The 26,122-nt window shown below is 70.1% G+C and carries 28 protein-coding genes; 19 read left to right on the top strand and 9 right to left on the bottom strand.

Going from position 1 to position 26,122, the window contains the following annotated elements; all coding sequences use genetic code 11:
• The first annotated feature begins 13 nt into the window (after nt 1-13).
• Nucleotides 14-454: a low molecular weight protein-tyrosine-phosphatase gene (locus tag HCU73_RS02325; protein ID WP_168621781.1), complete on the top strand. Its 441-nt coding sequence runs from the start codon at nt 14-16 to the stop codon at nt 452-454.
• Here HCU73_RS02325 and HCU73_RS02320 read toward each other — a convergent pair.
• Nucleotides 451-768, bottom strand: coding sequence for a hypothetical protein (locus HCU73_RS02320; protein ID WP_168621780.1), 318 nt, complete (start codon nt 766-768; stop codon nt 451-453). The two genes, HCU73_RS02325 and HCU73_RS02320, sit on opposite strands and share 4 nt — an antisense overlap.
• Nucleotides 769-998: 230 nt before the next feature.
• On the opposite strand from HCU73_RS02320, the gene HCU73_RS02315 reads away from it, so the two are divergent.
• Nucleotides 999-1,199, top strand: coding sequence for a hypothetical protein (locus HCU73_RS02315; protein WP_168621779.1), 201 nt, complete (start codon nt 999-1,001; stop codon nt 1,197-1,199).
• A 76-nt stretch (nt 1,200-1,275) separates the two neighbouring features.
• The gene (gene lepA / locus HCU73_RS02310) at nt 1,276-3,075 is read left to right on the top strand and encodes a translation elongation factor 4 (RefSeq protein WP_168621778.1); all 1,800 of its coding nucleotides are present in this window, start codon (nt 1,276-1,278) and stop codon (nt 3,073-3,075) included.
• A gap of 83 nt (nt 3,076-3,158) precedes the next feature.
• On the opposite strand, the gene HCU73_RS02305 is transcribed toward lepA, so the two are convergent.
• Both HCU73_RS02305 and HCU73_RS02300 read right to left on the bottom strand, forming a co-directional pair.
• Complete coding sequence (locus HCU73_RS02305; protein ID WP_168621777.1) at nt 3,159-3,722, bottom strand: REP-associated tyrosine transposase; 564 nt, start codon at nt 3,720-3,722, stop codon at nt 3,159-3,161.
• A gap of 133 nt (nt 3,723-3,855) precedes the next feature.
• On the bottom strand, nt 3,856-4,131 hold the full coding sequence (locus HCU73_RS02300; RefSeq protein WP_168621776.1) for a hypothetical protein: 276 nt from the start codon (nt 4,129-4,131) through the stop codon (nt 3,856-3,858).
• A 1,020-nt stretch (nt 4,132-5,151) separates the two neighbouring features.
• Between HCU73_RS02300 and HCU73_RS02295 the strand changes: the two genes are divergently transcribed.
• Nucleotides 5,152-5,331: a CTP synthetase gene (locus tag HCU73_RS02295; protein ID WP_239025419.1), complete on the top strand. Its 180-nt coding sequence runs from the start codon at nt 5,152-5,154 to the stop codon at nt 5,329-5,331.
• Between the two features lie 64 nt (nt 5,332-5,395).
• Nucleotides 5,396-5,887 carry a cytochrome b gene (locus HCU73_RS02290; protein ID WP_168621775.1) on the top strand — a complete coding sequence of 164 codons (492 nt, stop codon included), beginning with the start codon at nt 5,396-5,398 and terminating at the stop codon, nt 5,885-5,887.
• Here HCU73_RS02290 and HCU73_RS02285 read toward each other — a convergent pair.
• A complete protein-coding gene (locus HCU73_RS02285; RefSeq protein WP_168621774.1) occupies nt 5,884-6,642 on the bottom strand; it encodes an alpha/beta fold hydrolase in 759 nt (252 codons plus the stop codon). The two genes, HCU73_RS02290 and HCU73_RS02285, sit on opposite strands and share 4 nt — an antisense overlap.
• A 114-nt stretch (nt 6,643-6,756) precedes the next feature.
• Between HCU73_RS02285 and HCU73_RS02280 the strand changes: the two genes are divergently transcribed.
• A complete protein-coding gene (locus HCU73_RS02280) occupies nt 6,757-7,128 on the top strand; it encodes a hypothetical protein (RefSeq protein ID WP_168621773.1) in 372 nt (123 codons plus the stop codon).
• A gap of 9 nt (nt 7,129-7,137) precedes the next feature.
• Here HCU73_RS02280 and HCU73_RS02275 read toward each other — a convergent pair whose 3' ends face one another.
• Nucleotides 7,138-8,049, bottom strand: a complete 912-nt coding sequence (locus HCU73_RS02275) for a pirin family protein (protein WP_168621772.1) — start codon at nt 8,047-8,049, stop codon at nt 7,138-7,140.
• 185 nt (nt 8,050-8,234) lie between these two features.
• On the opposite strand from HCU73_RS02275, the gene HCU73_RS02270 reads away from it, so the two are divergent.
• A complete protein-coding gene (locus HCU73_RS02270; protein ID WP_168621771.1) occupies nt 8,235-9,191 on the top strand; it encodes an NAD(P)-dependent oxidoreductase in 957 nt (318 codons plus the stop codon).
• A 58-nt stretch (nt 9,192-9,249) separates the two neighbouring features.
• The gene (locus HCU73_RS02265; RefSeq protein ID WP_168621770.1) at nt 9,250-9,774 is read left to right on the top strand and encodes a hypothetical protein; all 525 of its coding nucleotides are present in this window, start codon (nt 9,250-9,252) and stop codon (nt 9,772-9,774) included.
• A gap of 4 nt (nt 9,775-9,778) precedes the next feature.
• Here the strand turns inward: HCU73_RS02265 and HCU73_RS02260 are convergent, their stop codons facing one another.
• Nucleotides 9,779-11,212, bottom strand: a complete 1,434-nt coding sequence (locus tag HCU73_RS02260; RefSeq protein ID WP_168621769.1) for a Glu/Leu/Phe/Val family dehydrogenase — start codon at nt 11,210-11,212, stop codon at nt 9,779-9,781.
• A gap of 254 nt (nt 11,213-11,466) precedes the next feature.
• Between HCU73_RS02260 and HCU73_RS02255 the strand changes: the two genes are divergently transcribed.
• The 7 genes from HCU73_RS02255 (at nt 11,467) to HCU73_RS02225 (ending at nt 19,394) form a co-directional block, all read left to right on the top strand.
• Nucleotides 11,467-13,119 (top strand): TadE/TadG family type IV pilus assembly protein, encoded by a 1,653-nt coding sequence (locus HCU73_RS02255; RefSeq protein WP_168621768.1) that lies wholly within the window; start codon nt 11,467-11,469, stop codon nt 13,117-13,119.
• A 12-nt stretch (nt 13,120-13,131) separates the two neighbouring features.
• On the top strand, nt 13,132-13,695 hold the full coding sequence (locus tag HCU73_RS02250) for a TadE/TadG family type IV pilus assembly protein (protein ID WP_168621767.1): 564 nt from the start codon (nt 13,132-13,134) through the stop codon (nt 13,693-13,695).
• An 11-nt stretch (nt 13,696-13,706) separates the two neighbouring features.
• On the top strand, nt 13,707-14,279 hold the full coding sequence (locus HCU73_RS02245; protein ID WP_168621766.1) for a TadE/TadG family type IV pilus assembly protein: 573 nt from the start codon (nt 13,707-13,709) through the stop codon (nt 14,277-14,279).
• A gap of 111 nt (nt 14,280-14,390) precedes the next feature.
• Nucleotides 14,391-15,644, top strand: coding sequence for a sarcosine oxidase subunit beta family protein (locus tag HCU73_RS02240; protein ID WP_168621765.1), 1,254 nt, complete (start codon nt 14,391-14,393; stop codon nt 15,642-15,644).
• Between the two features lie 13 nt (nt 15,645-15,657).
• The gene (locus HCU73_RS02235; protein ID WP_168621764.1) at nt 15,658-15,927 is read left to right on the top strand and encodes a sarcosine oxidase subunit delta; all 270 of its coding nucleotides are present in this window, start codon (nt 15,658-15,660) and stop codon (nt 15,925-15,927) included.
• Nucleotides 15,917-18,850: a sarcosine oxidase subunit alpha family protein gene (locus HCU73_RS02230; RefSeq protein ID WP_168621763.1), complete on the top strand. Its 2,934-nt coding sequence runs from the start codon at nt 15,917-15,919 to the stop codon at nt 18,848-18,850. The genes HCU73_RS02235 and HCU73_RS02230 overlap by 11 nt, the downstream gene beginning before the upstream one ends.
• Complete coding sequence (locus HCU73_RS02225; RefSeq protein WP_168621762.1) at nt 18,843-19,394, top strand: sarcosine oxidase subunit gamma family protein; 552 nt, start codon at nt 18,843-18,845, stop codon at nt 19,392-19,394. The genes HCU73_RS02230 and HCU73_RS02225 overlap by 8 nt, the downstream gene beginning before the upstream one ends.
• A gap of 39 nt (nt 19,395-19,433) precedes the next feature.
• On the opposite strand, the gene HCU73_RS02220 is transcribed toward HCU73_RS02225, so the two are convergent.
• Entirely contained in the window at nt 19,434-19,880 is a 447-nt protein-coding gene (locus tag HCU73_RS02220) for a hypothetical protein (RefSeq protein ID WP_168621761.1), read from the bottom strand.
• The gene (locus HCU73_RS18595; RefSeq protein WP_210730451.1) at nt 19,867-20,325 is read right to left on the bottom strand and encodes a hypothetical protein; all 459 of its coding nucleotides are present in this window, start codon (nt 20,323-20,325) and stop codon (nt 19,867-19,869) included. Before HCU73_RS18595 ends, HCU73_RS02220 begins: the two co-directional genes overlap by 14 nt.
• Nucleotides 20,326-20,469: 144 nt before the next feature.
• On the opposite strand from HCU73_RS18595, the gene dnaG reads away from it, so the two are divergent.
• From dnaG to HCU73_RS02195, 4 genes are all read left to right on the top strand, one after another.
• Nucleotides 20,470-22,413 (top strand): DNA primase, encoded by a 1,944-nt coding sequence (gene dnaG, locus HCU73_RS02210; protein ID WP_168621760.1) that lies wholly within the window; start codon nt 20,470-20,472, stop codon nt 22,411-22,413.
• A 109-nt stretch (nt 22,414-22,522) separates the two neighbouring features.
• The gene (rpoD, locus tag HCU73_RS02205; RefSeq protein ID WP_168621759.1) at nt 22,523-24,526 is read left to right on the top strand and encodes an RNA polymerase sigma factor RpoD; all 2,004 of its coding nucleotides are present in this window, start codon (nt 22,523-22,525) and stop codon (nt 24,524-24,526) included.
• 63 nt (nt 24,527-24,589) lie between these two features.
• Complete coding sequence (locus tag HCU73_RS02200) at nt 24,590-24,820, top strand: RND transporter (RefSeq protein WP_168621758.1); 231 nt, start codon at nt 24,590-24,592, stop codon at nt 24,818-24,820.
• A gap of 64 nt (nt 24,821-24,884) precedes the next feature.
• Entirely contained in the window at nt 24,885-25,154 is a 270-nt protein-coding gene (locus HCU73_RS02195) for an HlyU family transcriptional regulator (protein ID WP_168621757.1), read from the top strand.
• A gap of 16 nt (nt 25,155-25,170) precedes the next feature.
• Here the strand turns inward: HCU73_RS02195 and radC are convergent, their stop codons facing one another.
• Nucleotides 25,171-26,058, bottom strand: coding sequence for a RadC family protein (radC, locus tag HCU73_RS02190; protein WP_168621756.1), 888 nt, complete (start codon nt 26,056-26,058; stop codon nt 25,171-25,173).
• Nucleotides 26,059-26,122 lie beyond the last annotated feature (64 nt).

Below are 26,122 nucleotides of genomic sequence, written 5' to 3'. Positions count from 1 at the left end.
GACACCCGGTGCCATGACGACACCGCGCCCCCACCGTATCCTTTGCGTCTGTCTCGGCAACATCTGCCGTTCGCCCACCGCCGAGGCGGCGCTGCGGGCGGAACTGGGCGACCGCGCGATCGTGGACAGCGCGGGCACCGGCGACTGGCATGTCGGCCAGCCGCCCTACGGCCCGATGCAGGCGGCCGCGCGCGCCGCGGGGCTCGACCTGTCGGGGCTGCGGGCGCGGCAGGTCACCCGCGCCGATTTCGCCCGCTTCGACCTGATTCTCGCGATGGACAGCGACAACCTGCGCGACCTCGCCGCCCTCGACCCCGGCACCGGGGCGCGGCTGGCGCGCTACCTCGAACCGCTCGGCGGCGGCGACGTGCCCGACCCCTACTTCACGCGCGATTTCGACGGCGCGCTGGACCTCATCCGGCGCGCTGCGCGGGCCTGGGCCTCACGGCTCTAGCTGCACATCGCCTCGGCGGTCTCGCCGAAATTGCGCCAGGCTTGCCACAATTCCTCGTGGTTGCGCCGGTCCGACTGGCGCACATCCTGCGCGCGCTGCGGGTCCTGAAAGAACCGCGCGCCCTCGCGCATCTGGCTGCGGGTCAGCGTGCGCTCGGCGGCCGACCCGATGCAGGCACACAGCGACGGCGTGGCCGCCTCGCGGTCCGATTGCAGGCAGGCGCGCTGGATCGGGTTGGCGGCCGCCGGGAGCGGCGCCACGGCGCCGGCCAGCACGGCCAGCACCAGCGCTAGGGGAAGGATGGGACGGGTCATCGTCAGGGCCTCGGTCTCACGGAACTGCTCGGGGGGGCGAGTCTCTGCCCGCCTTCCCCTCAGGATGCCCGAAAACGCCCCGCCGATCAATTCCGGTGGCAGGCGGGGCCCGCCACCACCCGTCCCGCCCCAGCCCCCTCATGCGGATGTGACCCCTGTGGCGGCTTGACGCAGGCCATGGCGCGCTACGTCCCCCATCGGAAGACAATCAACCCAAGGGGGACGTGCCCGTGCCCGCCCAGGATCTCCTCACCCGCATCCTCGCCTTCGCCGCCCATGTCGGCCGCGGCGAATCCCAGTCGCCCGAGGCCGTCGCCCGGCGCCGCAACTGGATCACGACCGACGGCGAGGTCACCGCCGACGGCCTGTCGCTCCTGTCCGCCCTCGACGACCAGCGCGAGACGCGCACCGTGTTCCGCGGGAATTTCTGAGGCCGCGCCGCCCGACCTTTCCTCCCCCCGCCGGTTCCGCTATCTCCCCTGCTGACCCAGGACCCAGCAGGCCGCCATGACCGACCTCAACCGCATCCGCAACTTCTCCATCGTCGCCCATATCGACCACGGGAAATCCACCCTCGCCGACCGGCTGATCCAGCTGACCGGCACCGTGGCCGAACGCGACATGCAGGAGCAGATCCTCGACAGCATGGACATCGAGCGCGAGCGCGGGATCACCATCAAGGCGAACACCGTCCGCATCGAATACCCCGCGCAGGACGGCAACACCTATGTCCTGAACCTCATCGACACCCCCGGCCACGTCGACTTCGCCTACGAGGTCAGCCGCTCGATGCAGGCCGTCGAGGGCTCGCTTCTGGTGGTCGACGCCTCCCAGGGGGTCGAGGCGCAGACGCTGGCCAACGTCTACCAGGCCATCGACGCCGACCACGAGATCGTGCCGGTCCTCAACAAGATCGACCTGCCCGCCGCCGAGCCCGACCGCGTCAAGGAACAGATCGAGGACGTCATCGGCATCGACGCCCAGAACGCCATCCCGATCAGCGCCAAGACGGGCCTCGGCATCCCCGACGTGCTCGAGGCCATCGTCCACCGCCTGCCCGCCCCCAAGGGCGAGCGCGACGCGCCGCTCAAGGCGATGCTGGTCGACAGCTACTACGACCCCTACCTCGGCGTCGTGGTCCTGATCCGCGTCATCGACGGCGTGATCCGCAAGGGCGACCGCATCCGCATGATGAAGACGGGGGGCACCTATCCCGTCGACCGGCTGGGCGTGTTCAAGCCCGCCATGGCCGACATCGCGGAACTCGGCCCCGGTGAGATCGGCTTCCTCACGGCGCAGATCAAGCAGGTCCGCGACACCCGCGTCGGCGACACCATCACCCACGAAAAGAAACCCTGCGCCCAGGCGCTGCCGGGCTTCAAGCCGTCGATCCCCGTGGTGTTCTGCGGCCTGTTCCCCGTCGACACCGCCGAGTTCGAGGCACTGCGCGACGCGATCGAGAAACTGGCGCTGAACGACGCCTCCTTCACCTTCGAGATGGAGACCTCGGCCGCGCTCGGCTTCGGCTTCCGCTGCGGCTTCCTCGGGCTGCTGCACCTCGAGGTGATCCGCGACCGGCTGGAGCGCGAGTACGACATCGACCTCATCACCACCGCGCCCAGCGTGATCTACCACGTCCACATGCGCGACGGCACGATGATCGAGCTGCACAACCCCGCCGACATGCCCGACCTGACCCATGTCGACCACATCGAGGAGCCGCGCATCAAGGCGACGATCCTCGTGCCCGACGAATACCTCGGCGACGTGCTGAAACTCTGCCAGGACCGCCGCGGCGAACAGCTCGACCTGACCTATGCCGGCCAGCGGGCGATGGTGGTCTACGACCTGCCGCTGAACGAGGTGGTGTTCGACTTCTACGACCGGCTGAAATCGGTGACCAAGGGCTACGCCTCCTTCGACTACCAGATGATCGGCTACCGCGAGGACTACCTTGTGAAGATGCAGATCCTGGTGAACGACGAGCCGGTGGACGCGCTCTCGATCATGGTCCACCGCGACCGCGCCGAGATGCGGGGCCGGATGATGTGCGAGAAGCTCAAGGAACTGATCCCGCGCCACATGTTCAAGATCCCGATCCAGGCGGCCATCGGCGGCCGCGTGATCGCCCGCGAGACCATCGCGGCGCTGCGCAAGGACGTGACGGCAAAGTGCTACGGCGGCGACGCGACGCGGAAGCGGAAGCTGCTCGACAAGCAGAAGGCCGGCAAGAAGAAGATGCGCCAGTTCGGGAAGGTGGAGATCCCGCAAAGCGCCTTCATCAACGCCCTCAAGATGGATGGCTAACACCGTCCATCACCCGGTGTAGGGTGGGGTTCCACCCCACCACCCCGCCGCCACCGTTCCACCGCGTGGGGTCGAACCCCACCCTACATCCCCAACCAAATCCCCGGCACATACCGCCCATCCTGGTGCACCGACGACCACGGCCAGTCCTCCGGCCGCGCGACGAACCCGTGCTTCACCGGGTTCACCCAGCAATACCGGACATGCGCCCAATAATCCGCCTCGTCGCGGATGTGATGCTCCCAGAACCGGCGCTGCCACAGCCCCGCGTCCCCTTTCCGCACCTTCGAGGCCGACCGTAGGGTGGGGTTCCACCCCACCATCCCCGGCCCAACCGGCGCACCATCGGTGGGGTGGAAACCCACCCTACATCCCTTTTCCCGCACCGCGCGCGTGAACCGCGCCTTGATCGCGCCCCAGCGCACCCCGTAGGCCCGGTCCCCCGCCGGCATCTGCCACACCGCGTGGAGGTGATCCGGCAGCACCACCCACGCCTCGATCCCGAAGGGCCGCTCTGCCTTCGTCACCCGCACCGCCTCGCGCAACAGCTCCACCTCCCGCACCAGCAGGTCGCCGCCCCGCGCGGCAAGGGTCACGGTAAAGAAGACACGGGCGCCGGTGACGGCGGGGCGGCGGTAGACGGACATGCCCCGACCCTCGCCGCACCAAGGTTAAGGGCAGGTGAACGCCCCAAGGGGCATCCGCCGCGGCCACATCCGCGGGTGCCGGTGGCCGCCTCCCCCGCGCCGGTCTCCACGACCTCGCGGCGGAGACGAGCCCTCAGCGCGACCCGCGCACCGCCTCGGGGTGCTCCGCCAGGAACCCCCTGAGCAGCGCGAAGAGCCGCCGCGCCTCGGGCACGTCGTCGGCGTGGAGCGCCGCGCGAATGTCGGCGCAGAGCATCTCCTCCAGCCGGTGCGGCCCGCCGTGTTCGTGCATCAGCCGTTCGATCTCGGCCACCGCGGCCTCGGTCGTGATGTGGTCGTGGTCGGCCACCTGCGCGATCTCCGCGCGGGACAGGCTGCACATGTCTTCCATGTCGTCGAGCGAGATCATGGTCCCCCCTTTCGGCCCCTCCGCCCCGGGGCCCGCCAAGGCATTCATCCTCGCACGGGCGGCGCCCGGGCGCCTTGACCGGAATCAAGCGTCGGCCGGTGTACGGGGTGTGTACGCGCGGTGTACGGCCTGTGACCCCGCGCCCCGCCCTTCGCAGCCGCAGAAAGACGGGCCCGCCGGCGGACCTCCGGGGCGGTTCGGGCAAGCCGCTGAAACCCGGCCCGGAATCGCCGCCGCTCACCGTCCGCTCAGGCGAAATCCCCGGTTTCCTCCACAGGAAATTTCCATGCTGCAGTGCTTCACGCTTGCCCGACTCGGGGGGCGTTTGTGACAGTTCCCCTACCGCAAGGGGCAACCCCGGCGGGGCGCGACAGGCCCGGCGGCCGAGGCGGACAGACTGGCGGACAGGTGCCGCAAGGATGTCGTTCGAGGACCGCGGCGGACTGGGGCGGACCCGGGAAACTGGTTTCAGGATCAGGGACTTGGGCCGTTACCGGAACGTTTCAGGGACTGGCGTGCGCTGGATCGGCCCGCCTTCGGGCGGGGGGATCCGGTGGCCCTCGGGGTCGTCTTCAGGGGCGGCGATCGGGGGAAGGTGGACCACGGTTTCAGGACCGCGGGGCACCGGGATCGGGTGGGCTTCGGTCCGGTCGATCCTCAGAGCGAGGCGCCCCTCGGGGCGGCTGGTTCGAGAGAAGGCGTCAGGCAATGCGAAGACCGCGTCTAAGCACCTGGCGCCTTCATCTTGTCCGGGGTCCGCGCGGCGGATGCGGAAAAGGCGAGGTCGGTTCAGGCCAACCTCGCCCGTCAGGCATGCGACCGCGTCTGTACGCACCTGTGCCCCGACATCTACGGGCTGCGCCCGGTGCTGACAACCAGATATGGGGCCGCCCGGCGCATCGCGCGGCAACTCTGGCAAAGCGGCAACAGCGGCCCGCCCCGGTTTGACCCGGATCAAGGTCGCGGCGCCGCGCTTCGCTTAACAGCGACAACGAACGCGCCTTGCTGTCGGAGTCCCTGATGCGTCTCTTCTTCCTGATCTTCACCCTCGCCGCCACTGCGCTTGCCGGGATCGGCGTGACCGCCGTCCTCGCCGCCGGGATGGACGGCTGGCAGCCCATCGTCGTCTCGGCCGGGATCGGCGCCGTGCTCGCCCTGCCCGCCGCCTGGATCGCCACCCAGAAGATCCGCGCGCTCTGAGGCTTGTGTTGCGGCGAGGCCCGTGCCAGCCTCGGCCGCAGGCCCCGCCGAAAAGGTAAACCCGATGAAAAATCCCAGCGGTTACAGCCAGTTGCAGATCACCCTGCACTGGGTGGTCGTCGTCCTCGTCGCGCTGCAGTTCCTGCTGCACGACGGCATCTCGGACGCCTACGACATCGCCCGCGACACCGGAATCTACGCGCTCTCCGCGCCGGTTCTGGGCCACATCGCCGGCGGCGCGCTGATCCTGCTGCTGGCCTGCTGGCGGCTGATCCTGCGCAACGACCGGGGCGTGCCGCCGCCGCCCGCGGGCGAGCCCGCGCTGTTCCGCCGCCTGTCGCATGTGGCGCACCTGGCGCTCTACGGGCTCCTCATCCTGCTGCCGGTCACGGGCGCGCTGGCCTGGGGCGGGCAGATGGCGCCGGCGGGGCTGGCGCACGAGGTGCTCAAGACGCTGCTGATGCTGCTCGTCCTCGCCCACATCGGCGCGGTGGCGGTGCACCAGCTGGTCTGGAAGACCGGCCTGATGAAGCGGATGATGAAGGCGGTCGACTAGCCGCCGAAGAAGGCCGCGATGGATGCCTCGAACTCGCGCGGGCGGTCGGCGTGCAGCCAATGGCCCGCGCCGGGGATCTTGGCGAATTTCGCGTTGGGGAACAGGGCCTTGATGGCCGGGCGGTGCTCAGGCTTCACGTAATCCGACTGCGCGCCGGTCAGGAACAGGGCGGACCCGTCGAATTGCCCCGTGACCCCGGGCCAGCCCAGGATCAGGGGCATGTCGCGCTCCAGCGTGTCGAGGTTCAGCCGCCAGCGCCGCGCCTTCACGTCCAGCGATTGCAGGAGAAAGGCGCGCACCCCGTCCTCGGCGACCGAGGCCGCCAGCTGCCGGTCGGCATCACCGCGGGTCGTGACGGCCGACAGGTCCACCGCGCGCATGGCGTCGACCAGGTGCTGCTGGGTGTGCCCATAGGCGACCGGGGCGATGTCGGCGACGATCAGGCGGCGCACGCGGGCGGGGTGCGTCAGCGCCAGCACCATCGCCGCCTTGCCGCCCATGGAATGGCCCAGAACGTCGGCCTGCCCGCCCTCGGCCTCGATCACTTGCGCGAGGTCGGCGGCGAGGTCGGGGTAGCCGTGGGTCTCGGTCCAGGGGCTTTCGCCGTGGTTGCGCATGTCCACCGTCACCACGCGGCGGGTGTCCGACAGGCGCTTGGCGATCACGCCCCAGTTGCGGGCGGAGCCGAACAGGCCATGGGCAATCAGGATCGGGGGGCGGGCGGTGTCGTCGCCCTGGGTCACGGTGCGCAGCATGGGGGCAGGGATAGGCGAGGAGGGGCGCGAAAGGCCAGAGGAAAACAGACGGTTGAGCGGGACGGGGCGCTGCCCCTATCCTGCGCGCAGAACCGACCTTGGGGGGCCGATTCCATGGACCACGACGCGCTTCAGGCGCTGCACGAGGACTTGCGGCAGATGATCGCCGCGCGGCTGAACGTACGCGCGCGCAGCTTTCACGGCGCGGTGCGGCGGGCGGGGCGGCTGTTGCCGGCGCAGGCGCGGCGAGCGGCGGCCGAGATGCGGTCGCTCGAGGCACGGCTGGCGCACCCCAAGCTCGCGGCCCGCACCGACCCGGCGCGCATCCGGCTGGCGGCCGACACGATCCGCGCGAGCCTTTCCGCCTACCCGCCCGGCCAGCGCGCGGCGCGGGACCGGTCGTTCCTGATGGCCGAGATCGGCTTCAAGGTCGCGGTGCTGATCGGCCTCGGCCTCGCGCTGCTGCACTGGCAGGCGGGGGCCTGACGCCCGCCCTCAGTGGGCGGGCTTGATGAAGGTGCCGTTGCGCAGGTCGCGCATCGCCTGCTGGATTTCCGCCTGCGTGTTCATGACGATGGGGCCGTGCCAGGCCACCGGCTCCTCGATCGGCGCGCCGGAGATCAGGAGGAAGCGCACCCCCTTGGGCCCCGCCGTCACCGTCACCTCGTCGCCGCTGCCGAAGCGCACCAGCGTGCGGTCGCCCGACAGGTCGCGGATGTTCACCTCGCGGCCCATCACCTCCTTCTCCAGCAGCACGCCCTGCGGCCGCGACGCGTCGCGGAACGACGCCGCCCCCTCGAACACGTAGGCAAAGGCGCGGCGGTAGGTGTCGATGCGGAAGGTCTTGCGCACGCCCGCGGGCACCGAGACGTCCAGATACTGCGGATCGGCTGCGATGCCGTCGACGGGCCCCTTCTTGCCCCAGAACTCGCCCACGATGACACGCACCACGGTGCCGTCGTCATCGGTCACCTCGGGGATCTCGGCGCCCTGGATGTCCTGGTAGCGCGGCGCGGTCATCTTCATGGCGCCGGGCAGGTTCCCCCAGAGCTGGAAGCCGTGCATCTGGCCGCGGGCGTTCCCCAGCGGCATCTCCTGGTGCAGGATGCCCGAGCCCGCGGTCATCCACTGCACCGACCCCGGCCCGAGCCGGCCGCGGTTGCCCAGGCTGTCGGAGTGCTCGACCGTGCCGGCCAGAACGTAGGTGATCGTCTCGATCCCGCGGTGCGGGTGCCAGGGGAACCCCTGCTTGTAGAACATCGGGTCGTCGTTGCGGAAATCGTCGAACAGCAGGAACGGGTCCAGCTCGGACGGGTCCTGGAACCCGAAGGCGCGGTGCAGGTGGACGCCGGCGCCCTCCATCGTGGGCTGGGCGCGGCGGGCTTCGAGGACGGGACGGATCGACATGGGCGGGACCTCCGGCTGGGGACTGATCAGGATGTAGCGGGCGATCCGCCGGACACAAAGCCGAAGCGGCACAGACGCGGTGTGCACCCGTGCAGAGGTCGCGGATGGAGGTCGGTTTCGGACGCGACAGGATTCGCGCGGCGGCCGAAGGATCGGGCAAACCACGACACGCGGGGAGGAACGACATGCGGGTGGGCTTCATCGGATTGGGCAACGTGGGGGCGAAGCTCGCCGGCACCTTGCTCAGGAACGGGATCGACCTGACGGTCATCGACCTCGACGCCGACAAGGTGGCCGAGTTCACCGCCAAGGGGGCCAAGGCGGGCACGACGCCCGCGGCGCTGATGGCGGCGTCCGACGTGGTCATCACCTGCCTGCCGCACCCCACCATCTCGGCGAAGGTCGTCGAAGGGCCGGACGGCCTGCTGGACACGGCGGGCCCCGGCAAGATCTGGATGGAGATGAGCACCACCGACGCGGCCGAGATCACGCGGCTGGGCGCCAAGATGGCCGAGACCGGCGCGGCCGCGGTCGACTGCCCCGTCTCGGGCGGCTGCCACCGGGCGGACACCGGCAACATCTCGATCTTCGCGGGCTGCGACCGGGCGACCTTCGAGCGGGTGCTGCCGCTGCTGACGCTGATGGGCCGCCGGGTGCTGCACACCGGCGCCATCGGCACGGCGTCCGAGCTGAAGGTCATCACCAACTACCTCGCCACCGCGAACCTCGTCAGCTGCACCGAGGCGCTGACGGTCGCCGCCGGCGCGGGGCTCGACCTCGCCACCGCCTACGAGGCGATCAAGATTTCCTCGGGCACCTCCTTCGTGCACGAGACCGAAAGCCAGGTGATCCTGAACGGCTCGCGCGACATCAGCTTTACGATGGACCTGGTGATGAAGGACATCAGCCTGTTCCAGAAGGTCGCCGACCGCGCGGGCGTGCCGCTGGAGCTGAACCCGCTGCTGATCTCGATCTTCAAGGACGGGATGAACCGCTACGGGCCGCGCGAGCTGTCGCCCAACATCATCCGCCGGCTCGAGGACGCCACCGGCCTCGACATCCGCGCGCCGGGCTTCCCCGCCGAGATGACCGACGACGAACCCGAGGAACGCGGCGCCGAGGTGAAGGTCACGCGCGGCTGAGCCCCTCGCCAAGCCGCCCGCGACGCGCTAAGGGGCAGGCGCAGGCGGCGAGGCGACCATGGCAAGACGCAAGGACCACGACCCGGACGAGGTGCTGGCCACCATCGACCCGCACCCGGTGCGGCGCGTGTTCACCACGGGCGTCACCGGCGTGCTGGGCGCGCTGCTGGTCTATGTCGCCGCGGCGACGCCGCCGGCCGACCTGGTGTGGCTGGTGTTCCTGGTCGTGCTGGGGCTGTTCTGCCTCTGGCTCAGCTGGCGGGTCTGGACGGCGACGGCGGTGCGGCTGGAACTGACGCGGCGCGAGCTGCGGGAAACCGGCGGCCGCGTCCTGTTCTCGATCGACGAGGTGGACAGCGTCGACCGCTCGATCTTTGCCTTCAAGCCCGCGGGCGGGTTCCTCGTGCGGCTCAAGGCGCCGACGGCGCGGGGGCGCGTCTACGCCCCAGCGCTGTGGTGGCGGTCGGGCAAGCGGGTGGCCGTGGGCGGGGCGACCGCCGGCAGCCAGGCCAAACCGGTCGCCGACCTGATCAGCGTGATGCTGGCCGAGCGCGACGGCAAGCTGCCCCGCCGCCCGCGCTGAACCGTCAGATCCCCTTGGCCTGGTAGGCCTTGGCCACCCGGTCGATCGCCACGAGGAACCCGGCGGTGCGCAGGTCGGTGACGTCGCGCCGCCCGTGCCAGACCTCGCGCATCGACTGGTAGGCGGCGCGCATCGTGTCGTCCAACCCCGAGCGCACCAGCTCCAGCTCGCCCGCCCCGCGCAGGTATTTCTGCTTGAAGTCGGGGCTGAGGGTCCAGCCGATGCCGGTGTCGGCCGACAGCCGCTCCAGCTCGTCGACCAGAAGCTGGTGGCGCGCTTCCTCCTGCCTTCGCTGCATCCGGCCGAAGCGGATGTGGGACAGGTTCTTGACCCATTCGAAGTAGGACACCGTGACCCCGCCCGCGTTGGCGTAGAGGTCGGGAATGATGACCGTCCCCTTGTGGCGCAGCACGTCGTCGGCGCCCGCCGTGATCGGGCCGTTCGCGGCCTCGATGATCAGGGGCGCCTGGATGGCGTGGGCGTTGTGCATGTTGATCACCCCTTCCAGCGCCGCCGGGATCAGGATGTCGCACTCGGCCTCCAGCACCTTGGCGCCGGCCTCGTGGTAGGTGCCGCCCGGGAAGCCCTTGACCCCGCCATGGCCCACGATCCAGTCGCGCAGCGCGGGGATGTCGAGGCCGGCGGGGTTCTCGACCGCGCCGTCGCGCTCGATCACGTGGGTCACGCGGCAGCCGTCCTCGGTGCTCAGGAACAGGGCCGCGTGGTAGCCCACGTTGCCCAGCCCCTGCACGATCACCCGCTTGCCGTCGAGCTTGCCCGACAGGTTCGCGGCGCGGACGTCCTCGGGGTGGCGGAAGAACTCCTGCAGCGCGTATTGCACGCCGCGCCCCGTCGCCTCCACGCGGCCCTGGATGCCGCCGGCATGGGGCGGCTTGCCGGTGACGCAGGCCCGCGCGTTGATGTCGGTCGTGTTCATCCGGGCGTACTGGTCGGCGATGATCGCCATCTCGCGCTCGCCGGTGCCCATGTCGGGGGCGGGCACGTTCTGGGCGGGGTTGATCATGTCGCGCTTGATCAGCTCGTAGGCGAAGCGGCGGGTGATCTTCTCGATCTCGTCGGCGTCGTACTGGCGCGGGTCGATGCACAGCCCCCCCTTGGAGCCGCCGAAGGGCGCCTCGACCAGCGCGCACTTGTAGGTCATCAGCGCGGCCAGCGCCTCGACCTCGTCCTGGTTCACGGTGGGGGCGTAGCGGATGCCGCCCTTGACCGGCTCCATGTGCTCGGAATGGACCGAGCGGTAGCCGGTGAAGGTGTGGATCTCGCCCCGGAGCCGGACGCCGAAGCGCACCGTGTAGGTCGAGTTGCAGACCCGGATCTTTTCCTCCAGCCCGGGCGGCAGCTGCATCAGCGCCGCCGCGCGGTTGAACATCAGGTCGACGGACTGTCGGAAGCTCGGCTCACCTACCGGACCGGTCATTGGCGTTTCCTCCCCTGCGCCGGGCCGCGGGGGACGACCGCCCCGCGACTCGATCCAGAACAGGGCACAGCCGGCCCCGCCAGACAACCCTTGCGTGCGGAACCTGCCCCGATTCCGAAACAGTCCTTCCATGCAAACAAGCTGCTTTTGACAGATCCCTGCCTCATTTCCGCCGCCCTTGCCGGTCACACAGTCAGGCGGCTCAATGTGTCCTGCGACACGGGCGGCCGACCGAGCAGTCTGGAGAGACCACCATGCGCCATACCGCGGTCCGTGCGCGTTCCACCGCCTTCGCCCTGCGGGCGATGCACCGGCTTCCCCGCCGGTTCCTCCGCCGCGAGGATGGCACGGTGACCGTGTTCTCGGTCATCGTCTTCGTGCTGATGGTCGGCGTCGGCGGCATCGCGGTCGACGTGATGCGCTACGAGACCCAGCGCGCCCAGCTGCAATACACGCTCGACCGCGCCGTGCTGGCCGCGGCGTCGCTTTCGCAGACGCTGGAGCCCGAGGACGTGGTGCGCAACTACTTCGAAACCGCGGGCCTGGCGGACTACCGCCTGCGCGTGCAGGTCGAGGAAGGCATCAACTTCCGCCGCGTCTCGGCCCAGGCCGAGATGGAACTGCAGACCCTGTTCATGAGCCTGTTCGGCCAGCGCGTGCTGACCTCGCCGGCCGCCGGCGCCGCCGAGGAGCGGGTGCGCAACATCGAGGTGTCGATGGTGCTCGACATCTCGGGCTCGATGGGGTCGTCGAACCGGATGACCAACCTCAAGCCCGCCGCCCGCGATTTCGTGACCTCGATCCTGGCGGCCAACGACAACCCCAACAACGACCAGCTCGTGTCGGTGTCGATCGTGCCCTACAACGGTCACGTCAACGTGGGCACGCGCCTCAGCTCGGTCTTCGCGCTGACGAACGAGCACAGCTATTCGCGCTGCTCGCGGTTCTACTGGGACGATTTCACCGTCTCGGGGCTGGACCCGACGGTGCCGATCCAGCGCATGGTGCATTTCGACATCAGCACGAACAACTGGGTCGACCCGATCCCGAACCCGCGCTGCCCGACCAACGACTACGGCGCCATCCTGCCCTGGTCGAACAGCGAGGCCGAGCTGCACGCCGTCATCAACAGCTTCAACCCCGGCGGCACCACCGCGATCGACGCCGGGATGCGCTGGGCGGTGGCGCTGCTCGATCCGCTGGCCCGGCCGGCGCTGAGCGGGCTGGTCTCGGACGGCCACGTGCACCCCGATTTCGACGGGCGCCCGGCAGCCTACGGCGACGGCGAGACGCTCAAGATCGTGGTTCTGATGACCGACGGCGCCAACACCGAGCAGTACGACGTGGCCGAACAGTACCGCAGCGGCCCCAGCCCGTTCTGGCGCGACCCCGACGACGGCGACTTCTCGGTCTACTACGCCCAGTGGAACCTCTACTGGCAGGAAGACAACGACACCTGGCGCAGCACGCCCGACGGCGGCCCGAACAACAACGCGGTGCGGCTCGACTATGCCGACCTGTGGAATCACATCCCGGTGCGCGAGGTCGAGGAGGACCTGTTCCACCGCGACGCCTGGGAAGAGCACGACAACCGCGACTCGAGCGTGAACCTGTGGCGCCGCTCGACCATCCAGGCGATGGGCGACCTGTACGAATACTGGGACATCGTCGACCAGTATGTCTGGGACGACGAGGGCGACCGCCGCCTGCGCCGGATGTGCGACGTGGCCCACGCCAGCGGCATCGTGGTGTTCTCGATCTCGTTCGAGGCCCCGTCGCGCGGGCAGTCGGTCATGCGCTACTGCGCCTCGTCGGACGCGCATTACTACGACGTGGAGGGCATCGACATCTCGAACGCCTTCGCCTCGATCGCGCGCACCATCAACCAGCTGCGGCTGATCCAGTGAGGCGACCCTGACATGCCGCGCCTCCTGCAGACCCTGCGCGATTTCGCCCGCGACGAACGGGCGACCTCGACCCTGGAATTCGTGATCATGTTCCCCGTGGTGATCACGCTGTTCATCGCGGTGTTCGAGACCGGGATCATCCTGTCGCGCCAGGTGCTGATGGAGCGGTCGCTGGACGAGGCGGTGCGCCTGCTGCGCCTGGTGCGGACCATCGTGGACCCGGTGACCGGCCAGCCCCGCCCCCTGACCGCCGACGACATCGCGCAGGCGATCTGCGACAACACCCGCGCGATCCCGAACTGCGACCAGGTGCTGGTGGTGCAGCTGACCCGGATCGACCAGACCAACTACGACGTGCCCACCCCCGACATCGCCTGCGTGAACCGCGGCGACCTCAGCATCCAGCCCAGCAACCAGTTCCAGCAGGGCACCGACAACGAGCTGATCCTGATCCGCACCTGCGCGATCATCGACCCGCTGCTGCCCTTCTCGGGCTTCGGGCTGAACCTCGCCCGCGACGACACCGGGGGCCTGCACATGACTGCGGCCTCTGTCCTCGTGAACGAACCGCAATGAGGACCGCGCCCATGCTCACCCGCCTCCTGCGCCGCTACTGGGCCGACACCCGGGCCGCCGTCGCCCTGGAAACCGTCATCATCCTGCCGGTGCTGGCCTGGATCCTCGTCGGCAGCTTCGTGTTCTTCGACGCCTTCCGCACCTACAACAGCTCGATCAAGGCGACCTACGCCGTGGCCGACGTGCTGTCGCGGCAGACCAACACGGTGTTCGCCTACGACATCGAGGGCATGCAGGTGATCTTCGACCACCTCGTGCGCAACTCGGGCGACACCCGGATGCGGGTCACGCAGATCAACTACAGCCAGCCGACCGACACCTACAGCGTCGACTGGTCCTACGCGACCAACGGCGAGGCCCGGCTGTTCACCGCGAACCTCGTCGACATGGACGAGCTGTTTCCGGTGATGGCCAACGCCGAGCGGATCATCCTGGTCGAGACCTTCATCCCCTACCGCCCCGCCTTCGACATCGGGCTGACGCTCACCACCTTCCGCAACTTCACCTTCACCCGTCCGCGCTATGCCGGGCAGGTGCCGTTCGACGGCTCGGTGACCGCCCCGCCGGTGCAGGTCGGCTCCTGAGCCACGCCCGTCGCCGCCGCGTCCCGCGGTGTCGCACAGAGGCTTTTCTTTCCCCCGGTCGCGTCCGATAGTGCGCCCGAATGCGGGACCGGGCGACCGACGGGGACCATCATGCGCTATTCAGGCTGGCAGGTGCTGGCACAGGGACTATTGGGCAATGGCGGCTGGCGCCCGGCGTGGCGCGACCCCGCGCCCAAGCCCGCCTATGACATCATCATCATCGGCGGCGGCGGCCACGGCCTCGCCACCGCCTTCTACCTCGCCAAGGAGCACGGGCTGACCAACATCGCCGTGCTGGAAAAGGGCTATCTCGGCGGCGGCAACGTCGGGCGCAACACCACCATCGTGCGCGCCAACTACGGGCTGCCGGGCAACTCCGAGTTCTACTCGCATTCGCTCAAGCTGTGGGAAGGGCTCGAGGGCGAGCTGAACTACAACGTGATGCATTCCCAGCGCGGCCTCATCAACCTGTTCCACTCCGACGGCCAGCGCGACGCCTACACCCGCCGCGCCAACGCCATCATCAACCAGGGCGACGACGCCCAGATCCTCGACCGCGAGGGGGTGCGCAAGCTCCTGCCCTACCTCGACTACGAGCAAACCCGCTTCCCCATCTTCGGCGGCCTCTACCATCCGCGCGGCGGCACCGCCCGGCACGACGCGGTGGCCTGGGGCTTTGCCCGCGGCGCCGACCAGCGTGGGGTGGACCTGATCCAGAACTGCGAGGTCACCGGCATCGACATCGAGAACGGCCGCGTCACCGGCGTGCAGACCAGCCGCGGCGCGATCCGGGCGAAAAAGGTCGGCATCGTCGTCGCCGGCCGCTCCAGCCAGGTGGCCGCCATGGCGGGGATGCGCCTGCCGATCGAAAGCCACATCCTGCAGGCCTTCGTCACCGAGGGGCTCAAGCCCTGCATCGACCATGTCGTGACCTACGGCATGGGCCATTTCTACATCAGCCAGTCCGACAAGGGCGGGCTGGTATTCGGCGGCGACCTGGATTTCTACGCCAGCTATGCCGCGCGGGGGAACCTGCCGATGGCCGAGCACGTGATCGAGGCCGGCATGACCCTGATGCCGATGATCGGCAAGGCGCGGATGCTGCGCAGCTGGGGCGGCATCATGGACATGTCGCCCGACGGCTCGCCGGTCATCGACCGGACCCATATCGACGGGCTCTACCTCAACTGCGGCTGGTGCTACGGCGGGTTCAAGGCCGTGCCGGGCTCGGGCCACTGCTTCGCCCACCTGATCGCCACCGACCGCCCCCACGAGGCCGCCGCCCGCTACCGCCTCGACCGCTTCGCTACGGGCCGCGGCCTGATGGACGAGGAAGGCACCGGCAGCCAGCACAACCTGCACTGAGACAGCGACCGAGATGCAAATCCCCTGCCCCCTCTGCGGCCCGCGCGACATCCGCGAATTCACCTACAAGGGTCACGCGACCTATCTCGACCGCCCGGCCGAGGACGCCGCGCCCGAGGCGTGGCACGCCTACCTGCACCTGCGCGACAACCCCGCCGGGGCGACCCGCGACCTGTGGTACCACGGCGCCGGCTGCACCGCCTGGCTGGTGGTCGAACGCGACACCGCCACCCATGCCGTCACCGGCGCGCGCCTCGCGCGGGAGGTGAAACATGCGGGTTGAGGGGCGCGGGCTGGTCGACCGGACGCAGCCGGTCAGTTTCAAGTTCGACGGGCGGACGGTCACGGGGCTGAAGGGCGACACCATCGCCTCGGCCCTGATGGCCAAGGGCGTCAGGCTGATGGGCCGGTCCTTCAAGTACCACCGCCCGCGCGGCGTGCTGACCGCCGGGTCCGAGGAACCCAACGCGCTGATGGAGGTCGGCACCGGCGCGGCGATGACCCCGAACACGCGCGCCACCGTGCAGGAGATCTACGACGGCCTCGTCGCCCAGAGCCAGAACCGCTGGGGCCCGCTCGACCGCGACCTGCTGTCGATCAACGACCTGCTGTGGCCGTTCCTCGGGGCGGGCTTCTACTACAAGACCTTCATGTGGCCGCGGAGCTTCTGGGAAAAGCTCTACGAGCCGGTCATCCGCCGCGCCGCGGGCCTTGGCCGGATCACCCGGGCCGCCAGCCCCGAGCGGCACGAGAAGGCCTTTGCCTTCTGCGACCTGCTGGTGATCGGCGCGGGCCCCGCGGGGCTGATGGCCGCGCTGACGGCGGCCAAGGCCGGGGCCGATGTCATTCTTGTAGAAGAAACGCCCGAGGTCGGCGGCAGGCTCCTGTCCGACAGCCAGGACATCGACGGCACGCCCGCCGCCTACTGGGTCGAGGACGTGCTGAAGGAGCTGCAGGCGAGCGGCCGCGTCCGGGTGATGACCCGCACCACCATCACCGGCGTCTACGACGACGGCAGCTACGGCGCGCTGGAGCGCGTCGGCCGCCACGTCGCGCCCCGGCCCGACCTGCCGCCGGAATGTTTCTGGCGCATCCGGGCCAAGCAGGCGGTGCTGGCCGCGGGCGCGCACGAGCGGCCCATCGCCTTCCCGATGAACGACCGGCCCGGCATCCTGATGGCGGGGGCCGTGCGCACCTACCTCAACCGCTACGGCGTCGCGCCGGGGCGGAACGTGACCGTCTTCGCCACCAACGACGACGCCCACCGCACCGCGGTGGAGCTGATGGACGCGGGCGTGAAGGTCGCCGCCGTGATCGACAGCCGGCCCGACGCGACCGCGCAGGGCGACTACCGCCTGATCCGCGGGGCCGAGGTGATCGGGACCAAGGGGCGGCAGGCGCTGACCCAGGTCACCTACCGCGCCGGCAGCCGGACGGACACGCTGATCACCGATTGCCTCGCCATGTCGGGCGGCTGGAACCCGGCGGTGCACCTGACCTGCCACCTCGGCGCGCGCCCCGTCTGGGACGCGGGCCGCGCCATGTTCCTGCCCGCCCCCGGGGCGGTGCCGGGGCTGACGCCCGCGGGCGCCTGCAACGGGGCCATGTCCACCGCCGACTGCTTGCGCGAAGGGCACGAGGCGGCGAAGGCGGCGCTGAAGGCACTGGGGCTGCGCGCGCCCCGCGGGGTGAAACTGCCCGAGGCCGACACCGAGGCGGGCCGCGCCGCGACCCTCTGGGCGGTGCCGGGCAAGGGGCGCGCCTGGCTCGACTTCGCCAATGACGTGACGACCAAGGACGTGAAGCTCGCCGCGCAGGAGGGCTTCACCTCGGTCGAGCACATGAAGCGCTACACCACGCAGGGCATGGCGCCCGACCAGGGCAAGAACTCCAACATCGGGGCGCTCGCGGTGCTGGCCGACGCCACCGGCCGCGGCATCCCCGAGACCGGGACGACGACCTACCGCCCGCCCTTCGCCCCCGTCACGCTGGGTGCCATGGGGGCCTTCGCCGAGGGCCATGGCTTCGCCCCCGAGCGCAAGACCACCTCTCACGCGGCGCTGGTCGCCCGCGGCGCGCCGATGATCACCGCGGGGCTGTGGTACCGCCCCTCCTACATCCCCGCCCCCGGCGAGACGACCTGGCGCGAGGCCTGCGACCGCGAGGTGCGCATGGTGCGCACGGCGGTCGGCGTCGTCGACGTGTCGACGCTGGGCAAGATCGACATCAAGGGGCCGGATGCCGGCGCCTTCCTCGACTTCTTGTATACGAACAGTTTCTCGACCCTGAAGGTCGGCCGCGCCCGCTACGGGCTGATGCTGCGCGAGGACGGGCACGTCATGGACGACGGCACCACCGCGCGGCTGGCCGAGGATCATTTCGTGATGACCACCACCACCGCCGCGGCGGGTCAGGTGATGCAGCACCTCGACTTCGTGGCGCAGTGCCTGCGGCCCGACCTCGACGTGCGGTTCATCTCGGTGACCGAGCAGTGGGCGCAGTTCTCCGTCGCGGGGCCGCTGTCGCGCGAGCTGTTGAACGGGATCCTCGACGCGCCGATCGACGACGCGGGCTTCCCCTTCATGGCCTGCGGGCCGGTCAAGGTGCACGGCGTTCAGGCGCGCCTCTTCCGCATCTCCTTCTCGGGCGAGCACGCCTACGAGATCGCGGTGCCCGCCCGCCACGGCGACGCGCTCTACCGCGAGCTGGTGGCCCGCGCCGAGGCGCTGGGGGGCGGGGCCTACGGGATGGAGGCGCTGAACGTGCTGCGGGTGGAAAAGGGCTTCATCACCCACTCCGAGATCCACGGCCGCGTCACCGCCTACGACATCGGGATGCAGCGGATGCTGTCGCCGAAGAAGGACTTCATCGGCAAGGCCGCCGCCGCGCGGCCGGGGCTGCTGGAGCCAGACCGGGAGCGGCTGGTGGGCCTGAAACCCGTGGAGATGGATGGCAGGCTGACGGCCGGCGCGCGGCTCTTCACGCCAGACGACCCGCACAAACGGCAGTACGACCAAGGCTATGTCACCTCGGTCGCGTATTCGCCGACGCTGGGGCACATGATCGGGCTGGGCTTCCTGAGGCACGGGCCGGAGCGCACCGGCCACCACGTCCAGCTCGTCGACCATGTCCGGGGCGTCCGCACACTGTGCGAGGTGTGCGAGCCGGTGTTCTTCGACCCCGAGGGAGGGCGCGCCCGTGGCTGACCTGATCGCAAGATCCCCCGCCCAGGGCCTCGTGCCCGTCGAGATCGGCGGCGCCAAGCTGACCGAGGCGCCGATGGTCCCGATCTGGGCCGTCGCACCCTACGCCGGCAAGGCCGCGGCCCTGTCGGCGGCGCTGGAGAAGGCCCACGGCCTGCCCTTCCCCGAGCCCGGCGCGCTGCTGTCCAAGGGCAGCACGCGCCTTGCCTGGGCCGGGATGGAGATGGCGTTCCTGATGGGCACCGCACCGGACGAGAAGCTTGCCGACCACGCCGCGCTGACCGAGCAGTCGGACGGCTGGACGCACCTGGTCCTCGAAGGCCCGGCCGCCCGCGACGTGCTGGCGCGCTGGGTGCCGGTGGACCTGTCGCCCAGCGCCTGCCCGCCCGGCGCGGCCCGGCGGACGCTGGTCGGCCACATGGGCGCGCTGATCCTGCATCCGGGCGGGGACCGGTTCGAGATCCTCGTCTTCCGCTCCATGGCGGGCACCGCGGTGCACGAGATGACGCGGGCGATGCGCGCGGTCGCGGCGCGGGCCGCGCTCTGACACGGGGCCGGGCGCGGGGCCGCGCGCCGAGCCCGCCGCTCAGATGTCGTCGTGCGGCTGCACCCCGCGCAGCCGGAGCGCCGCGTCGATGATGGCGAACATGTCGTGGGCGAGGTCGGGCTCGCCATAGCTGCGGTCGCCGGCGCGCCGGGCCCAGGTGCGGTGTGCGTTGCGCAGCTGCGCGTCAGTGCGTTCGGCCGGGTTCAGGTAGCGCTCCAGCCGCACCTGCACCTGCGTCGCGTTGAATTGCCGGATGCCGCCCTCCATCAGCTCGGCCAGCGCCGCCTGCTCGGGCGTCGGCCGCACGTCCTCGGGCCCCTGCTGCCCGCCGCCGAGCATCAGGAACACCAGCACCACCAGCACCCCGAGCCCCGCGGCAAGGAAGAACCCGGTCCGCGTCTTCGCGGCCCCCGATTCGCGGCGCAGGAAGTCGCCGGTCGCCCCGAGGTGCCGGGGCGGGCGGGACGGCATCTCAGTATCCGCCATGCGGCTCCAGCCCGCGCGCCTCCAGCGCCAGGGCGAACACGGCCAGGCGATCGGCAGCACGCGCATGATTTGGGTGCGTCGGATCGGCGAGCGCGCGGCTCCAGCTCCTGTGGCGGTTGCGGATCTGCGCATCGGTCAGGGTCTCCATGATGCGGTCGAAATGGTCGAGGGCCGCCTCCGCCGATGGATAGCCGGCGCCGAAGGTCATGGCGAGGATCAAGGCGCGCCGGTCGACTTCGCCACCGCCCGGCACGCCGGCGATGTCCGTTTGCGCCAGCGCGGTCTGCAGGTCGCCCGACAGGTCCTCGGCGCCGCCGGACACGACGGCGGTCACGGCCAGGCCCAGCCCGACGACCGCCGACGACATGACGACCCAGTCGGCCGTGATGGCCCCGTCCTCTTCGGACAGGAAAACCCTGACGGTGTCCATGAGCACGCCTTTCACTAAATTTTCCTTTACCATGCCCCCCGGATGCCCCGGCGCGATGGCAGAAAAGGGCCGACCCGATGACGGAAATCGGAATTCTGCCCCCAGCTTTCGCTCCGGCGGCGGCTGGACAGGGTCCGGCAGAGGCCCGATAATCGCGCCATGTCCCTCCCGCCCGGCTTCCTCGACGAACTGCGCAACCGCATCTCGATCGCCCAGGTCGTGGGGCGCAAGGTCATGTGGGACCAGCGCAAGTCGAACCAGGCCAAGGGCGACCTCTGGGCGCCCTGCCCGTTCCACCAGGAAAAGACCGCGTCCTTCCACGTCGACGACCGCAAGGGGTTCTACTACTGCTTCGGCTGCCACGCGAAGGGCGACGCCATCGGCTTCGTGCAGGAGACCGAAAACGTGGGCTTCATGGAGGCGATCGAGATCCTCGCCCGCGAGGCCGGGCTGCAGATGCCCGCCCGCGACCCGCAGGCCGCGCAGCAGGCCGACCGCAACAGCCGGCTGGCCGCCGCGAACGAGGCCGCCGTCGCCCATTTCCGCCTGCAGCTGAAGACCGGCGCCGCCGCGGACGCGCGCGCCTACCTCGCCCGGCGGGGGCTGGACGCGGCGACGCGCGACCGCTTCGAGATCGGCTACGCGCCCGCGCGTCAGGGCGTTCTTGCCGCGCTGACGGCCAAGGGGCTGAAGCCCGAGGACGTGATCGAGGCCGGCCTCGCCACCACGCCCGACGACGGCCGCGCGCCCTACGATGCCTTCCGCGACCGGATCATGTTCCCGATCCGCGACGCGCGCGGGCGCTGCATCGGCTTCGGCGGGCGCGCCATGGCGGCGGACGCGCAGGCGAAATACCTCAACACCCGCGAGACGCCGCTCTTCGACAAGGGGCGCGCGCTCTACAACCACGGGCCGGCGCGCGAGGCGGCGGGCAAGGGCCAGCCGCTGATCGTGGCCGAGGGCTACATGGACGTGATCGCGCTGGTTCAGGCGGGCTTCGGCGCCGCCGTCGCGCCGCTGGGCACCGCCATCACCGAGGACCAGCTGCGCCTGATGTGGCGCATGGCCGACGAGCCGATCATCGCGCTCGACGGCGACAAGGCGGGGCTGCGGGCGGCGGAACGGCTGGTGGGCCTCGCCCTGCCGCTGCTGCAGCCGGGCAAGACCCTGCGCTTCTGCCTGATGCCCGAGGGGATGGACCCCGACGAGCTGATCAAGGCCAAGGGCCCCGAGGCGATGCGCGCGGCGCTCGACGCGGCCGAGCCGTTGGTGCGGATGCTCTGGCGGCGCGAGACCGAGGGGCAGGTCTTCGACACGCCCGAGCGCCGCCACGCGCTCGACCTGCGGCTGCGGCAGGCGATCGGCGTGATCGGCGACCCGGGGCTGAAACGCCATTACGGCGAGGCGCTGGCCGACCTGCGCCGCGGGCTGTTCCAGCCGCAGCAGGGCTGGCGGCCCCGCGGCGAGGGGCGCGGCCGCGGCTTCGGCTTTTCCGAGGCGCAGGCCCCGCTGGCGGGCACGCGGGCCTCGGCGCTGGGGTCGGGCGCGCTGTCGGCCGACGACCTGCGCGTCACGCTCATCCTCGCCACGCTGTGCCGCTACCCCGATCTGGTCGAGCGCTTCGAGACCGACCTCGACCGGCTCGCGCCGCGCCACCCCGACCACGCCGCGCTGGCCGACCTGCTCTTGTCGACCCCGGCCGCGCATGAGGCCGAGGTGGAGGCCGCCTGCACGGCCCATGGCCTCGGCCCCGCCCTTGACGGGCTCCGGGGCATGGCCCATCTGCGGATAGCCCCGGTGCTCGCCGGCCCGCCCGCCCCCGACAAGGCCGCGACCTGCCTTGCCGAGGAATTCGCCAAGCTCCACGCCGCCCGCGCCCTCGAGGCCGAGATGGCCGAGGCGCTGGAGGATCTCGACCGCGCCCCCGAGGAGGGCGACACCCGCCTGGTGCGGCGCCTGAACCACGCGGTGCAGCGCCGCCTGACCGCCACCCGCCCGGCCTCGGCCGAAACCGCCGGGGCGGTCAGCGAAGACACAGCCGCGCTGTCCAAAGGGCTGCGTGCCTTGATAGAGGCCCGCGTCTGGGAGAAGAAAAGCCGTTAAGCGCCCTATGCGAATCACTGATTCGCGCTACATAAGTTGCATACGCAAGGGATCGACCGCCGCCCGCCGCGACGACCCTCCGCAAGGTTACGCCAAAGGACATCCGCCCATGGCCAAAGACTCCGACGATCGCAAGCAGCAGCAGCAGCAGGATGGCGAGGAACCGGAGATCGGCCTCGACATGAGCCAGGCTGCGGTCAAGAAGATGATCGCCGAGGCCCGGACCCGGGGCTACATCACCTACGACCAGCTCAACACCGTCCTGCCGCCCGACCAGGTGTCGTCCGAGCAGATCGAGGACGTGATGTCGATGCTGTCCGAGATGGGCATCAACGTCATCGAGGACGAGGAGGCCGACGACGACGGCGACGCCCAGAAGGGCTCGACCGAGGTGGTCGAGACCTCGACCTCGCGCGAGATCGCGCTGGCGACCTCCGAGACCGAGAAGCTCGACCGCACCGACGACCCGGTGCGCATGTACCTGCGCGAGATGGGCTCGGTCGAGCTTCTGTCCCGCGAGGGCGAGATCGCCATCGCCAAGCGCATCGAGGCCGGCCGCAACACCATGATCGCGGGCCTGTGCGAAAGCCCGCTGACCTTCCAGGCGATCACGATCTGGCGCGACGAATTGCTGGACGAGGACATCCTGCTGCGCGACGTGATCGACCTCGACGCGACCTTCGGCCGGTCGCTCGGCGACGAAGAGGACGAGCCGGTGGTGTCCCCGGTGGCCAACGGCGCCGCCCAGCCGGCCGGGCGCCGCGGCGAGGACGAGCCCGAACTCGACGCCGACGGCAACCCGCTGATGCGCGAGGACGACGAGGAAGACGACGACCAGGCCAGCATGAGCCTCGCGGCCATGGAGGCGGCGCTGAAGCCGCGGGTGCTCGAGACCCTCGACCGGATCGCCGAGGATTATTCGCGCCTGTCCGAGATGCAGGACAAGCGGATCTCGGCCACGCTGAACGAGGACCGCAGCTTTTCGGTCAAGGACGAGGCCGAGTACCAGAAGCTCCGCTCCGAGATCGTCGAGCTGGTGAACGAGCTGCACCTTCACAACAACCGGATCGAGGCGCTGATCGACCAGCTCTACGGGATCAACCGCCGGATCATGTCGATCGACAGCGCGATGGTGAAGCTGGCCGACCAGGCCCGCATCAACCGCCGCGAGTTCATCGACGAATACCGCGGCTACGAGCTCGACCCGAACTGGGTGGAGCGGATGGCCGACAAGTCGGGCCGCGGCTGGCAGGCGCTGATGGAACGCTCCCGCGACAAGGTCGAGGAGCTGCGCAACGACATGGCGCAGGTCGGCCAGTATGTCGGCCTCGACATCTCGGAATTCCGCCGGATCGTGAACCAGGTCCAGAAGGGCGAGAAGGAAGCCCGCCAGGCCAAGAAGGAAATGGTCGAGGCCAACCTGCGCCTCGTGATCTCCATCGCCAAGAAATACACCAACCGCGGGCTGCAGTTCCTCGACCTGATCCAGGAGGGCAACATCGGCCTTATGAAGGCGGTCGACAAGTTCGAGTACCGCCGCGGCTACAAGTTCTCGACCTACGCGACTTGGTGGATCCGGCAGGCGATCACCCGGTCCATCGCCGACCAGGCCCGCACCATCCGTATCCCGGTGCACATGATCGAGACGATCAACAAGCTGGTCCGCACCGGCCGCCAGATGCTGCACGAGATCGGCCGCGAGCCGACGCCCGAGGAGCTGGCCGAGAAGCTGCAGATGCCGCTGGAAAAGGTCCGCAAGGTGATGAAGATCGCCAAGGAGCCGATTTCGCTCGAGACGCCCATCGGCGACGAGGAGGACAGCCAGCTCGGCGATTTCATCGAGGACAAGAACGCTGTCCTGCCGCTCGACAGTGCCATCCAGGAGAACCTGAAGGAGACGACGACGCGGGTTCTGGCGTCCCTCACGCCCCGCGAGGAGCGGGTGCTGCGGATGCGCTTCGGCATCGGGATGAACACCGACCACACGCTGGAAGAGGTCGGCCAGCAGTTCAGCGTGACCCGCGAGCGGATCCGGCAGATCGAGGCCAAGGCGCTGCGCAAGCTGAAGCATCCGTCGCGCAGCCGCAAACTGCGGTCCTTCCTCGACCAGTAGGGTGGGCATCCTGCCCACCACGCCCTGCGCGGCGCCGGCACCTGACGCCGGCCCGCGCCGCCCGTGACCGCGCTCCGCCGCCTTCTCGACGCGCTGCCCCTCTGGGCGCTTGGCCTTCTGTGCCTCACCCTCGGCCTCGCCCCCTTCACGCCCGAGCCGCACATCTGGGAAAAGCTCAAGATGCTGGCGGCGGGCACCCTGACGCGCCCCGTCGACATCTTCGACCTGCTGATGCACGCGGCGCCCTTCGTCCTCCTCGCCCTCAAGCTGACCTTCGGGCGCAGGCCCGCCTGACGCGCGGCTTGGCCCGGCGATCGCGGGGCGCTACCCTGTGGCTGACGGAAAAGGAGAAGCCGCCATGTCCATCCTGTCCCGCCTGTTCGGCGGCGGATCGAAGCCCGCGCCGGAACCCGAGCTCTACAAGGGCTTCCGCATCTTCCCCGAGCCCGAGGCCGGACAGGGCGGCTACCGGCTGGGCGCGCGGATCGAGAAGGAGGTGGGCGGCGCGATGCAGACCCACCGGATGATCCGCGCCGACCGGATCCAGTCGGCCGAGGAGGCCGAGGCGTTCTCGATCCGCAAGGCGAAACAGCTGATCGACGAGCAGGGCGACCGGCTGTTCGGCTGACGCGCCGCCGGGCCGGTCAGATCAACCCCTCGGAGCGGAACGACAATTCCCGGTCCTTGCCGATGATGACGTGGTCGTGGACGGTGACGTCGAGCGCCCGGCAGGCCTCGACGATGCGGGCCGTCATGTCGATGTCGGAGCGCGACGGCGTGGGGTCGCCCGAGGGGTGGTTGTGGACCAGGATGAGCGCCGAGGCGTTCAGTTCGAGACAGCGCCGGGCGATCTCGCGCGGGTAGACGGGCACGTGGTCGACGGTGCCCTGCCCCTGTTCCTCGTCGGCGATCAGCTTGTTCTTGCGATCGAGGTAGAGGACGCGGACCTGTTCGGTGTCGCGGTGCGCCATGGCGGTGCGGCAATAGGCGATCAGCGCGTCCCAGGACGACACGACCTCGCGGTGGAGCACGCGGGCCTGCGCCATGCGGTGGGCGAAGGCCTCGACGATGCGCAGTTGCAGGTAGACCTTGGGCGTCGCGCCCTCGACCTGAAGCAGCCGGTGCTCCGAGGCGGCGACGACGCCGTTGAGGTCGCCGAAGGCCGCGAGGAGACGTTTGGCCAGCGGTTTGACGTCGACCTTGGGGATGGCGTTGAACAGGAGGAGTTCGAGGATCTCGTATTCCGGCATCGGCTTGTGCCCGCCCTGCAGGAAACGGGTGCGCAGCCGTTCGCGGTGGCCCCAGTAATGCGGCCGGATGTTCCCGGCGGCATCGGTGATGAGGCCGCCGCCCGCCGCCACGTCGGCGGCCAGGCGCGGGGTCATGCGGAACCCCTGGCGAAAGGCGGGGGCGGTGACGGCATCGGGCGGGGGCAGCCGCGCCTCGAGCTCGTCGAGGCGGCGGAGCGCCTCCTCGGAGAAGCCGCCGCCGCGGCGGTCGGCGCCCCGGCTCGGGCGGTCATGGTCGGACATGCAGGGCCCCCGCGGTCTGACGGCGCATCGCCGCGATCTTGGCCGCAATTGGTTAACGGTCGCT

It is taken from the genome of Roseicyclus persicicus, from assembly GCF_012395815.1.
GTDB lineage: Bacteria > Pseudomonadota > Alphaproteobacteria > Rhodobacterales > Rhodobacteraceae > Roseicyclus > Roseicyclus persicicus.
This window is presented reverse-complemented; position numbering and strand designations above follow the sequence as displayed.